The following is a 12,046-nucleotide window of genomic DNA, read 5'->3' as shown; positions in this document are numbered from 1 at the left end:
CCGCCTCATTTTCGGCAATTCAGTCGACAGGTCAGTCGGCGCGCATTTTTTCGATCTGCTGCTCGCCGGCCCGCCGGGCTTCATCTTCGGTTGCATAGCCGGTGGTCGCACGCTCGATGCGCGGCATGGTGCCGATATCGCCCTCGACCGCTGTAACGACCCAGATGAATTTGCCGTCGGCCGTCTTATCGATGGCAAGCGTCGCTCTGATTTTTTCCGACATAACGATCTCCTGATGATTGAGTTGTGCCGTTGATGAGCAAGCCCGGTTCCCGGCGCCGATCGCCATCCTGCCCCCATTCGACGCCGCCCGCATAAACGGGGACAGGCATCGAACTCGCTGCGGTGCAATAAGGGAATACAACCGTTGTCAGGGTTTGACAAGGTGGTTATGTTCATAAGCTGGGTCATGCTCGCACGCATCTACGCACCGCCCGCACGACGAACACACCAACGGAGTTTTGAATGGCACTACGCTTTACACGCGCTCTGGCGTGCGGCTCGGCCGCCGTTTTTCTTGCCATGGGAGCCACGGGATCGGCTTGGGCTCGCGACCTCACGATCGCACTCAAAACCGAGCCCAGCGCCATGGATCCGCAGTATCACGCGCTCACTCCCAACAACCAGATCGCTCAAACCATCTTCGACCCGATGATCCTCCTGGACAAGGATCTCAAGCCGCAACCCGGTCTGGCCGAATCGTGGACTGTCGACGGCAAGGTGTGGACGTTCAAGCTGCGTCCCAACGTCAAGTTCTCCGACGGCACACCGTTCACGGCGGAAGACGTGGTGTTCACCTACGATCGTATTCCGAAGGTGCCCAACAGCCCGTCGCCGTTTACGCTCTACCTCGGTTCGGTCGCCAAGACGGAAGCGGTGGATCCGATGACGGTGCGCATCACCACCAAGGAGCCGTCGCCCTTGCTGCTGGTGAACCTGGCGCAACTGCCCATCCTGTCCAAGAAAGCGGCATCGGGCCCGGCTGCCGAAGGCAAGACCACCATGCAGCTCAACAGCGGCGATGGCTTGATCGGTACCGGTCCTTATAAATTCGTTTCCTGGCAGCGGGGTTCGGAATTCATCCTGGCCCGCAACGATAACTACTGGGGTGCCAAGCCCACCTGGGATCGCGTCATCTATCGCCCGATGACCAATCCCGCCGCCCGCGTGGCCGCGCTGCTGGCCGGCAACGTCGACATGATCGAAGATCCCCCAACGGACGATCTGCCCGCGCTGAAGAAGAACAAGGCGCTGGCCGTCGAGGAAACGCCTTCGGTGCGCACGGTGTATGTGGCGCTGGATCAGTTCGCCGAACCCAGCCCGGGCATCAAGGGCACCGACAAGAACCCGCTGAAAGACAAGCGCGTGCGTGAGGCGTTGTCGCTGGCGATCAATCGCGACGCCATCGTCGAACGCGTGATGGGCGGCGTGGCCCTCGGCGCCGGCCAGATGTTGCCGTACCCGATGTTCGGCGCATCCAAGGCGCACTCGGTGCCCCCGAAGGCGGATATCGAAAAGGCCAAGAAGTTGCTGGCCGATGCCGGTTATCCCAACGGGTTCGAGATCACGCTGGGCTCGCCGTCGGGCCGTTACGTCAACGACTCGAAGGTCGCCCAGGCCGTGGCCGGCATGTGGAGCCGGATCGGTGTGAAGACGAACGTCGACGCCATGGCGCCGCCGGTATTCTTCAAGAACCGCGACAGCTATGCGTTCAGCGCTTACCTGGCCGGCTGGTCGGTGTCGACCGGCGAAATGTCCAATGCGCTGTCGTCGTTGCTGGTCACGCCCAATCCGGCCGCGGGCCTGGGCACGACCAACCGCAGCCGTTACTCCAACCCCAAGATGGATGAGCTCGTGGCGCAATCCGGATCGGTGATGGACGACGGCAAGCGCGCCCAAATGCTGCAGCAGGCAAGCGACCTGGCGATGAACGACTATGCCATGTTGCCGCTGCATTACGAACTGTCCGTCTGGGCCATGAAAAACGACATCCAATACCAAGGTCGTCCGGATCAGGTCACGCTGGCGCAGTTCGCCACGCTCAAGAAGTAAGCGATTCGTGAAGTAAACGGATGGTGAAGTAAACGATTCGCGGGTGGTGCGTGCGATGCGCGCCACCCCCGCCCGAATCGCCGAATACCGCAGCGCGCGTCGTGCACGCCTGCTGTCAACGAGAGTGAACGCTGTGCTAGCAACCATTATTCGCCGGCTGCTCCAGACCGTCGTCGTCATGCTCGTCATGTCGGCCCTGGTCTTTGTCGGTATCTATCTTGTCGGCGACCCCATTTCGATGTTGGCCAGCCCCGAAGCCACCGAGGCGCAACGCGACGCCATCCGGGCCTCGCTGGGATTGGACCTTCCGCTGTGGCGCCAATACCTCGTCTTCATGGGCCAGGCCGTCCAGGGCGACTTCGGCAATAGTTTCCTGACCGGTGAGCCCGCCATGCGGCTCATCCTGCAACGCGCGCCCGCCACGCTCGAACTCGCCATCACGGCCATGCTGCTGTCGGTGCTGATCGGCGTGCCGCTCGGCATCCGCGCCGGGCTCAAACCGCAGGCGGTGTCGTCGCGCGCCATCATGACGGGCTCGGTGCTGGGGTTTTCACTGCCCAACTTCTGGGTTGGCCTGATGCTCATCATGGTTTTCGCCGTCACGCTGGGCTGGGTGCCCGCCAGCGGTCGCGGGCAAACGGTTGCCATCGGCTCGCTCAACCTGAGCATCTTCACCGTCAGCGGCTGGTTGAGCCTGGCCTTGCCGGCGATCACGATCGCAATGGCCAAATGTGCCACCATCATCCGCGTCACCCGCGCCGCCACGCGCGAGTCGCTGCCGATGGATTACATCAAGTTCGCCCGCGCCAAGGGGCTCTCCGAGCGCCGCGTGCTGGGTGTGCACCTGCTCAAGAACATCCTGATTCCCATCGTCACGGTGGCGGGTTTGGAGTTCGGACAGGTCGTCGCTTTCGCGGTGGTTACCGAAACCGTCTTTTCGTGGCCCGGCATGGGCAAACTGCTGATCGACTCCATCATCAATCTGGATCGTCCGGTCGTGGTGGCCTACCTGCTCCTGATCGTGTTCTTCCTCGTCATGCTCAATCTGGTGGTGGACATCATCTATACCGTGCTCGATCCCCGCGTTCGTCTGGAGGGCCGTCGATGAGCCAAGCCGAAATCGTTAAACCGGCAATCGCCGCGGCCCGCAAACCGGAAGGCCCGTGGCGCCGTTTTTTTGTCGACTTCTTCGCCAGCAAACTCGCCGTCGTCGGCCTGATCCTGCTCACCGTGACCGTGGTCGCTGCCGTTTTCGCGCCGTGGATCGCGCCGCAGAATCCGTTCGACATCGGCACCCTGGACATCATGGATTCCAAGCTGCCGCCGGGCAGCGAAAGCGGCGACGGCACGATGCGTTATCTGCTGGGCACCGACGGCCAGGCGCGCGATCTGTTCTCCGCCATTTTGTACGGCTTGCGCACCAGTCTCATGGTGGCCGGCATCTCGGTGTTCTTCGCGTTTGCGATCGGCGCCACCGTCGGCCTGATCGCCGCCTACTTCGGCGGCAAGCTCGACGCGCTCCTGATGCGCATCGTCGACATTCAATTGTCGTTTCCGGCCATTCTCGTGGCACTCATGCTGCTGGCGATCCTGGGCAAAGGCGTGGACAAAGTCATCATCGCCCTGATCGTGGTGCAATGGGCCTACTTTGCACGGGCCGCACGCGGCGCAGCCCTCGTCGAACGCAACAAGGAGTACGTCGAGGCGGCGCGATGCATGTCGCTCTGCTGGTGGCGCATCTTGTGGCGTCACTTGCTGCCCAACTGCATGCCACCGCTCATCGTGATCGCCACCATTGATCTGGCGCACGCCATCGCCCTCGAGGCCACCCTGTCGTTTCTCGGCGTGGGCGTACCGGTCACCGAACCGTCACTGGGCATGCTGATCTCCAACGGCTTCGAGTTCCTGCTGTCGGGCCGCTACTGGATCTCGTTCTTCCCGGGCATTGCCCTGGCGATCGCCATCATCGGCATCAACCTGGTCGGCGACCATCTGCGCGACGTGCTCAACCCGCGCAACGCGAACTAATTCAATGCAACACGGCATGGCAACTTCTCAAGCAGATTCCGCGGCTGCGGCGCCCATCCTCGATGTGCGCGGCCTGCAAACCCACTTTTTCACCCGCAACGGCGTCGTCAAAGCCGTCGACGGCGTCGACCTCACGCTCAAGCCCGGCGAGATCCTCGGTCTGGTGGGCGAGTCGGGCTCGGGCAAGAGCATCACCGGCTTTTCGCTGATCGGCCTGCTCGATCCGCCTGGACGCGTGGTGGGTGGCGAAATCAACTTCGACGGCCACGACCTGCGTCACGCCACGCAAGACCAGTTGCGCGATGTGCGCGGGCGCGACATCGCCATGATCTTCCAGGATCCCATGATGACGCTCAACCCCGTGTTGCGCGTGGATACGCAGATGATCGAGGCGATCCAGGCGCATCGCAAGGTGAGCCGCGACGAGGCCCGCAACCGCGCCCGCGATGTGCTCACCATGGTGGGCATCGCTTCGCCCGACGAGCGGTTGCGGTCGTATCCGCATCAGTTTTCGGGCGGCATGCGGCAACGCGTGGCCATCGCCATCGCCTTGCTCAATTCGCCGCGCCTGATCATTGCCGACGAACCCACGACCGCCCTGGATGTGACCATCCAGGGCCAGATCCTGTATGAAGTGCAGAAGCTCTGTAAGGAGACCGGGACGGCGCTGATCTGGATCACTCACGATCTGGCCGTGGTGTCGGGTCTCGCAGACCGCGTGTCGGTGATGTATGCCGGGCGTATCGTCGAGACGGGCAGCACCGCCGACGTCATCGGCCACCCGCAGCATCCTTATACCCACGGGCTGATCGACTCGATCCCGCGCCCCGAAACCCGCGGCGCGCCGCTCGCCCAGATTCCGGGCATGACGCCGTCGCTGCTCAATCTTCCCGAAGGCTGTGCGTTTCGCACGCGTTGCCCGCGCGCCACCGAGGTCTGTACGAAGGATCCGCAGCCCGTCGAAATCCGCCCGGCGCAATGGGTGCGCTGCTGGCATGCCGGGGAGCCCGATCCCAAATGAATGCGCCTGTGAATACGCTCTCCCCGCCCACCGGCGCCCCCGGCCATCTGGCCGTCGACAGCCCCGTGTTGGCGTCCGACGCCCCCTTGCTCGCCGCGGCGCCCAACGCGCCGCTGCTGTCGCTGCGGCAAGCCGAACTCAAGTTCTCCCAGCCGCTGGATATCGCCGGACGCATCGCCAATGTGTTCGGCGCCGGATTGCACTCGAGTGTGGTGCATGCGGTGGCCGGCGTCGACCTGGATGTGCAACGCGGCGAGGTGATCGGCATCGTGGGCGAATCCGGGTGCGGTAAATCCACACTCGGCCGCATGATCGCCGGCATCCTGTCGCCCACCGCCGGCGAAGTGCATTACCAGGGCATGCCTGTGAAGGCGATGAGTGCCACCCAGCGGCGCGCCTATGAACTCGGCGTGCAGATGATCTTCCAGGATCCTTACGCGTCGCTCAACCCGCGCATGCGTGTGCTGGACATCGTGGGCGAGGCGCCCGTGGCACACGGTCTGGTGTCGTCGCGCGACAAGGCCGAATACGTGGCGGGGCTCATGCGGCAAGTGGGCCTGGATCCGGCCTATGCGCAGCGCTACCCGCATCAGTTTTCGGGCGGCCAGCGGCAACGCATCGGCATCGCCCGGGCACTGGCCTTGAAGCCCACGGTCATCGTGTGCGACGAGGCCGTGGCGGCGCTGGACGTGTCGATCCAGGCGCAAGTGCTCAACCTCTTTGCGCAACTGCGCCGCGACCTGGGACTGACCTATCTGTTCATCAGTCACAACCTGGGCGTGGTAAGCCATGTGTCGGATCGCGTGGCGATCATGTATCTCGGCCGCATCGTGGAAATCGCCGCCACCGAGACGATTTTCGACCGCGCGAATCACCCCTATACTCAAGCGTTGCTCAAAGAGTTGCCCAGCCTGACGCCGGGCCGGCGCACCTACCAGCCGATCAAGGGCGAGCTGCCCTCGCCGCTGGCGCCGCCCTCGGGCTGCACGTTCCACCCCCGCTGCCCGCACGCGATGCCGCGGTGCAAGACCGAGCGCCCGCTATTGCGCACGATCGCATCGGGGCACACGAGCGCGTGCCATTTGAACGACATGGAAGGAGCACAGTAGTCATGCACATCAGCGATTCGGCCTTCGAACCGTTCATCCTGGCCGCGCCACGCGCGCCGGCCTTGCCGCTCGTATGCGATTCGCCGCATAGCGGCACCACGTATCCAGCCGATTTCGGCTTTGCCGTGGCACCTGAGGTGCTTCGCACCGGCGAAGACACGCACGTGCACGAGTTGTGGCACACCGTGCCCGATGTGGGCGGCACGCTGATCGCCGCGCAGTTTCCACGTACGTATATCGATCCCAACCGTGAGCCCGACGACATCGACGTCGGGCTGCTCGATGCGCCCTGGCCGGGCGATGCCCGGCCCTCCGAGAAAAGCCGCCTGGGTTACGGCCTGATATGGAAGCGCGCCGGCGGACAATTGATCTACGATCGAAAACTCACCGTGGCCGAAGTGCAGCAGCGTATTGCGCGCTATCACGCGCCGTATCATGCAGCGATGGGCAAAGCGATAGAAGCGGCCTACGCACAATTCGGCGCGGTGTGGCATTTGAATCTGCACTCGATGCCGGCCGACTCGTACGAAGTGCTTGAGATCGACAGCCCGCACCGGCTGGCCGACTTCGTGCTCGGCGATCGCGATGGCACCACGTGCGATCCCGAACTGGTCGATGTGGTGGAACGCACCTTGCGCGCGCATGGTCACACCGTGGCACGCAACGATCCATTCAAAGGCGTGGCATTGATCGCCCGCCTGGGTCGGCCCGCCGAGCGCCGTCACAGTTTGCAGATCGAGATCCATCGCGGTCTCTACATGAACGAAACCACTTTCGAGAAAAGCAAAGACTTCGGCACCCTTCAGAATACGTTGACGCACGTCTCCGAAGCCGTTGCCGACTACATCCGGAGTTCGCTATGAAAACCCTAGAAGCCATCCAACGCGCGCACGGCGAATTGACCGCCATCCGCCGCGACATTCACGCTCATCCCGAAATCGCTTTCGAAGAAGTTCGCACCTCGGCCCTGGTGGCCGAACGTCTGCGCGCCATGGGCATCGAGGTGCACACCGGCCTGGGCAAGACCGGCGTGGTGGGCATCCTGAAAGCCGGGACCAGCGGCAAGACGATCGGCATCCGTGCCGATATGGATGCCCTGCCGATGCCCGAGCTCAACAAGTTCGACCATGCGTCGAAAAACGCAGGCCGCATGCACGGCTGTGGTCATGACGGCCACACCACGATGCTGTTGGGCGCGGCCCAATACCTCTCGGCCAACCGCGATTTCGATGGCACCATCGTCTTCATCTTCCAGCCCGCCGAGGAAGGCGGCAACGCCGGCGCGCGCGCCATGATGGAAGACGGCCTGTTCGAGAAGTTTCCGTGCGATGCCGTCTTCGGCATCCACAATATGCCCGGCATGCCTGCCAATCACTTCGGTTTCCGCACGGGCCCCTCGATGGCCTCGAGCAACCGTTTCGACATCGTGATCAAGGGTACTGGCGGCCACGCAGCGCAGCCCAACAAGTCCGTCGACCCGATCGTGATCGCGGCCGAAATGGTGCTGGCGCTGCAAAGCGTGATCTCGCGCACGCGCGATCCGCTGGATCCCGCCGTGCTGTCGATCACGCAGATTCATGCCGGCGACGCCTACAACGTGATCCCCGGCGAAGTCGTGCTGCGCGGCACCGTGCGCACGTATACCACCACCAATCTGGACGTGATCGAAGACACCATGCGCCGCATTGCCACCACGCTGCCGCAAGTGCATGGCGCCACCGGCGAACTGGATTTCATCCGCGCCTATCCGCCGCTCATCAACTGGGAAAAGGAAACCGAATTCGCCGCGCAAGTGGCCGAAGAGGCGTTCGGCAAGGAAAACGTGAGCCGCAATATTCCGGCGTTCATGGGTGCCGAGGATTTCTCGTTCTATCTCGAGAAAGTACCGGGCGCCTATCTGTTTCTGGGTAACGGCGACGGCGACCATCGCGAAAAAGCCTACGAGGGCATGGGCCCCTGCCAGCTGCACAATTCCAATTACGATTTCAACGACGCGCTGCTGCCGGTGGGCGCCACGTATTGGGTGAAGTTGGTCGAAGCCTATTTGCCCAAGTCGGCTTGAGTGTCGGCCTGGCCGCTGCATCGAGCAGCGGCTGGCCGTTGACTTGCAATCGGCGCCACCCGCATCACCCACGACTGAGGAGGCACCGATGCGTATCGAGATGAACATGCGCCACGTCGAAGCGTTTCGCGCGGTCATGATCTCGGGAAGCGTGGTGGGTGCGGCGAAAATGCTCAACGTCACGCAGCCAGGAGTCAGCCGAACGATCGCGCTGCTGGAGATGCGGCTGGGCTATGCGCTCTTTCACCGCAACGGCAGGCGGTTGGTGCCCACCTCTGAAGGTGAGGCGCTCTATCGGGAAGTTGAGCATCTCTACGTCGGCATCGACCGGATCACGCAGGTCGCCTACGACATCCGGCATCACCGGGCCGGCGCACTGCGCCTGGCGACACTGCCCGCGCTTGCCCAGTCGCTCGTGCCTGCCGTGATCGCCAGATTCATGCTGACGCGGCCGCGCGTTCGAATTTTTGTACAAACGATTCCATCGAATCAAATCGCAGAACTCGTGGCGACGCGTCAATTCGATCTGGGCATCGTCGAACTGCCCCTGACGAAATCAGGGGTCAGCATCGATCCCCTGCCCTCGGCACCGGTGGTGGTGCTTTTACCGGCGGGCCACCGTCTAGCTCATCAACCCGTCATATCGCTGATCGATCTTGCGGTAGAACGGCTGGTGCTGCTCTCCCCGCAAAGCTATCTGCGCTATGAAATCGACAATGCCTTTACGTCCGTCGGCTGCACGCCCGACGTGGTGGCGGAAACACCGACCTCGCCGATGATCTGCGCCCTGGTGGCGGAAGGCGCGGGCGTTGGCCTGGTGTCGGCCTGGACCCCGCTCACGATTGCGGATGCACGCGTGGTCCAGGTACCGCTCAAGGAAAACCTGCAGTCGCAATACGCGTATCTGCGACCCGAAGGTGCCATGCCGATGGCGCTTGCCGATGAGTTTCAGGCCTTGCTGGTCGAGCACATGCAGGCGATGACGCCACCCGAAGGACGTCAAAGCGCCGCCGGATCAGCCTTGCCCGGGTCGATGCCGTAACGCTCGATCGCTTCGCGCATGCACGTGCGCGCGATCGTGCCGTCGTCGGCCAGGGCTTTGAGCGCAGCGAGCACGATGAAGTGCCGGTCGACTTCAAAGAACGTGCGCAGCGATTCGCGCGTATCCGACCGCCCGTAGCCGTCGGTGCCGAGCGCCACAAACCGGCGCTGACCCACGAACGGGCGAATCTGATCGGCCACGATCTTCATGTAGTCGGTGGCCACCACCAATGGCCCCGTCCGCCCTGCCAGGCACGCCTCGGCATAGGGCACGCGCGGCTCGGCATCGGGGTTGAGCAGGTTCCAGCGTTCGGTCGCCATACCCTCGCGGCGTACTTCGGTGAGACTGGTGCCGCTCCACACATCGCTGTCCACGCCAAAGTCATCGCGCAGCAGGTCGGCGGCGGCGATCACCTCGCGCAGTATGGCGCCACTACCCATGAGTTGCACGCACGGTCGCGATGTCGGTGCGCAGCGATCGGCCTCGCTTGCCCGCAACGACGGCGGCTCGCCGCCGGTCCCCACCCGCACCTGCTTCAACACGTACATGCCTTTCAGGATGCCGTCCTGCATGCCCTCGATCAAACCGGGATGCGGATAATTTTCGTTGAGCAGCGTGATGTAGTAGTAGATGTCTTCCTGATCGACATACATGCGCCGCATGCCGTCATGGACGATCACCGCCAGTTCGTACGCAAACGTGGGATCGTAGGACAGGCAGGTAGGAATCACCGACGACAGCACATGGCTGTGGCCGTCGTCGTGCTGCAGGCCCTCGCCCATCAATGTGGTGCGCCCCGAGGTGGCCCCAAGCAGAAAGCCTCGCGCACGCGCATCGCCTGCGGCCCACGCCAGATCGCCCACCCGTTGCATGCCGAACATCGAGTAGAAAATGTAGAACGGGATCGTCGTCACACCGTGATTGCTGTAGGACGTGGCCGCCGCGATCCAGGACGACATCGCACCCGACTCGTTGATGCCCTCCTGCAGGATCTGGCCGTCCTGCGCTTCTTTGTAGTAACTCAACTGCCCGGCATCCTGCGGCGTGTAGCGCTGGCCGAGATGAGCGTGAATACCGATCTGGCGAAACAGCCCTTCCATGCCGAAGGTACGCGATTCGTCGGGCACGATCGGCACCACGATTTTGCTCAAGGCCGCGTCCTTCAGGAGCGTGCCGAGCATGCGCACAAAGGCCATCGTGGTGGAGGCACTGCGCTCGCCGCTGTCCTTCAATTGCGCGGCGAACGTTTCCAGTGGGGGGATGGGGAGCGGCGCGCCTTGGGTCACGCGAGAAGGGATATACCCGCCAAGCGCGGCACGGCGCGCCGCGAAGTATCGCGCTTCTTCGCTGCCGGGTGCAGGCTTCAGATAGGGCATCGCTTCGAGCTGCGCGTCCGCCACGGGCAAATCGAACCGATCGCGAAACGTCCGCACGGCATCCACGCTCATCTTCTTCAACTGGTGATTGATATTCAGGCCCTCGCCCGCCTCGCCCATGCCGAAGCCTTTCACCGTTTTGGCGAGGATGACCGTGGGGCGTCCCCGGGTGCGCATCGCTTCACTGTAGGCGGCATGCACTTTCTCGGCATCGTGCCCGCCGCGCGCAAGCTTCCAGATGGCGTCGTCCGACATATCCGCCACGAGCTCGAGCAGCTCGGGGTACTTGCCGAAGAAGTGCTCGCGCACGTAGGCACCGCTTTGCGATTTGAAGGTTTGATATTCCCCATCCACGCATTCCATCATGCGTCGACGCAGCAATCCGGTGCGGTCGCGCTGCAGCAGCGCGTCCCAGCCGCTGCCCCAGATCACTTTGACGACATTCCAGCCTGCGGCGCGGAACGTGGCTTCGAGCTCTTGCATGATTTTGCCGTTGCCGCGTACCGGTCCATCCAGACGCTGCAGATTGCAATTGACCACGAAGATCAAGTTGTCGAGCCGCTCGCGCCCACCCAAGGCAATCGCCGCGAGCGATTCGGGCTGGTCCATTTCACCGTCGCCGAGGAAAGCCCATACGCGCCGATCCTGATGAGGCTTGAGCGCGCGATATTCCAGGTAGCGCATGAAGCGCGCTTGATAGGCTGCCGTAAGCGGCCCCAGTCCCATCGACACCGTGGGGAACTGCCAGAACGCGGGCATCAGCCGGGGATGCGGGTAAGACGACAATCCCTCACGCCCCGCCTCGCGGCGAAAGTTGTCGAGCTGGGCCTCGTCGATGCGGCCTTCGAGATACGCCCGGCCGTAAATCCCAGGTGCCGAGTGCCCCTGGATATACACCAGGTCGCCTTCGAACGTATTGGTGCGGCCCCGAAAGAAATGATCGAACCCGACGTCGTACAGCACCGCCGCCGAGGCATAGGTGGCGATATGCCCGCCCACGCCCGAGTGCTTGCCCGCACGCAGCACCATCACCATCGCGTTCCAGCGAATAAAGGCATTGATGCGGTGCTCGAGCGCCAGATCGCCGGGGTAAGCCGGCTGCAACGCCAGCGGAATCGTGTTGACGTAGGCTGTGTTTACCCGCCCGTAAGGGTCGCCATGACGCGCCTCATCGCGGTCGAGCAGGCGATCGATCAGGTAATGCGCGCGTGGGCGCCCTTCAACGGCGACCACCGCGTCGAGCGCATCGAGCCATTCGCGCGTTTCCTCGGGATCGACATCGGTAAATTCAACGGGCGGGGTCATGCAGGTCTCCGAAAGCAATGGCTGTGGCGGCTCGATCGCCGGTCGCATCGA

The 12,046-nt window shown here is 63.2% G+C and carries 10 protein-coding genes; 8 read left to right on the top strand and 2 right to left on the bottom strand.

Going from position 1 to position 12,046, the window contains the following annotated elements:
- Window positions 1-31: 31 nt before the first annotated feature.
- The gene (locus EYW45_RS22925; protein WP_161137745.1) at window positions 32-289 is read right to left on the bottom strand and encodes a hypothetical protein; all 258 of its coding nucleotides are present in this window, start codon (window positions 287-289) and stop codon (window positions 32-34) included.
- A 176-nt stretch (window positions 290-465) separates the two neighbouring features.
- On the opposite strand from EYW45_RS22925, the gene EYW45_RS22920 reads away from it, so the two are divergent.
- From EYW45_RS22920 to EYW45_RS22885, 8 genes are all read left to right on the top strand, one after another.
- Window positions 466-2,052 carry an ABC transporter substrate-binding protein gene (locus tag EYW45_RS22920; RefSeq protein ID WP_161137744.1) on the top strand — a complete coding sequence of 529 codons (1,587 nt, stop codon included), beginning with the start codon at window positions 466-468 and terminating at the stop codon, window positions 2,050-2,052.
- Window positions 2,053-2,185: 133 nt separating this feature from the next.
- A complete protein-coding gene (locus EYW45_RS22915; protein WP_161137743.1) occupies window positions 2,186-3,160 on the top strand; it encodes an ABC transporter permease in 975 nt (324 codons plus the stop codon).
- Entirely contained in the window at window positions 3,157-4,080 is a 924-nt protein-coding gene (locus tag EYW45_RS22910; RefSeq protein ID WP_161137742.1) for an ABC transporter permease, read from the top strand. The genes EYW45_RS22915 and EYW45_RS22910 overlap by 4 nt, the downstream gene beginning before the upstream one ends.
- Window positions 4,081-4,096: 16 nt before the next feature.
- Window positions 4,097-5,101, top strand: coding sequence for an ABC transporter ATP-binding protein (locus EYW45_RS22905; RefSeq protein WP_161137741.1), 1,005 nt, complete (start codon window positions 4,097-4,099; stop codon window positions 5,099-5,101).
- A gap of 65 nt (window positions 5,102-5,166) precedes the next feature.
- The gene (locus tag EYW45_RS22900) at window positions 5,167-6,210 is read left to right on the top strand and encodes an ABC transporter ATP-binding protein (RefSeq protein WP_328703692.1); all 1,044 of its coding nucleotides are present in this window, start codon (window positions 5,167-5,169) and stop codon (window positions 6,208-6,210) included.
- Window positions 6,211-6,212: 2 nt separating this feature from the next.
- Window positions 6,213-7,073, top strand: coding sequence for an N-formylglutamate amidohydrolase (locus tag EYW45_RS22895; RefSeq protein ID WP_161137739.1), 861 nt, complete (start codon window positions 6,213-6,215; stop codon window positions 7,071-7,073).
- Complete coding sequence (locus EYW45_RS22890) at window positions 7,070-8,272, top strand: M20 aminoacylase family protein (protein WP_161137738.1); 1,203 nt, start codon at window positions 7,070-7,072, stop codon at window positions 8,270-8,272. The genes EYW45_RS22895 and EYW45_RS22890 overlap by 4 nt, the downstream gene beginning before the upstream one ends.
- A gap of 88 nt (window positions 8,273-8,360) precedes the next feature.
- Window positions 8,361-9,314: a LysR substrate-binding domain-containing protein gene (locus EYW45_RS22885; RefSeq protein ID WP_161137737.1), complete on the top strand. Its 954-nt coding sequence runs from the start codon at window positions 8,361-8,363 to the stop codon at window positions 9,312-9,314.
- Here EYW45_RS22885 and aceE read toward each other — a convergent pair.
- Window positions 9,272-11,995 carry a pyruvate dehydrogenase (acetyl-transferring), homodimeric type gene (gene aceE / locus EYW45_RS22880; protein WP_161137736.1) on the bottom strand — a complete coding sequence of 908 codons (2,724 nt, stop codon included), beginning with the start codon at window positions 11,993-11,995 and terminating at the stop codon, window positions 9,272-9,274. The genes EYW45_RS22885 and aceE overlap by 43 nt on opposite strands.
- Window positions 11,996-12,046: the final 51 nt, after the last annotated feature.

This window comes from Schauerella aestuarii, assembly GCF_009866805.1.
GTDB classification, from domain to species: domain Bacteria; phylum Pseudomonadota; class Gammaproteobacteria; order Burkholderiales; family Burkholderiaceae_B; genus Schauerella; species Schauerella aestuarii.
Note: the sequence above shows the minus strand (reverse complement) of the source record. Positions and strands in the feature narration are given on the sequence as shown.

Bases quoted from the DNA above. Each gene is read 5' to 3' on its own strand.
- EYW45_RS22920 (WP_161137744.1), top strand. From the start codon at position 466: ATGGCACTACGCTTTACACGCGCTCTGGCGTGCGGCTCGGCCGCCGTT.
- EYW45_RS22895 (WP_161137739.1), top strand. From the start codon at position 6,213: ATGCACATCAGCGATTCGGCCTTCGAACCGTTCATCCTGGCCGCGCCA.
- aceE (WP_161137736.1), bottom strand. From the start codon at position 11,995: ATGACCCCGCCCGTTGAATTTACCGATGTCGATCCCGAGGAAACGCGC.
- EYW45_RS22910 (WP_161137742.1), top strand. From the start codon at position 3,157: ATGAGCCAAGCCGAAATCGTTAAACCGGCAATCGCCGCGGCCCGCAAA.
- EYW45_RS22885 (WP_161137737.1), top strand. From the start codon at position 8,361: ATGCGTATCGAGATGAACATGCGCCACGTCGAAGCGTTTCGCGCGGTC.
- EYW45_RS22890 (WP_161137738.1), top strand. From the start codon at position 7,070: ATGAAAACCCTAGAAGCCATCCAACGCGCGCACGGCGAATTGACCGCC.
- EYW45_RS22925 (WP_161137745.1), bottom strand. From the start codon at position 289: ATGGCGATCGGCGCCGGGAACCGGGCTTGCTCATCAACGGCACAACTC.
- EYW45_RS22905 (WP_161137741.1), top strand. From the start codon at position 4,097: ATGGCAACTTCTCAAGCAGATTCCGCGGCTGCGGCGCCCATCCTCGAT.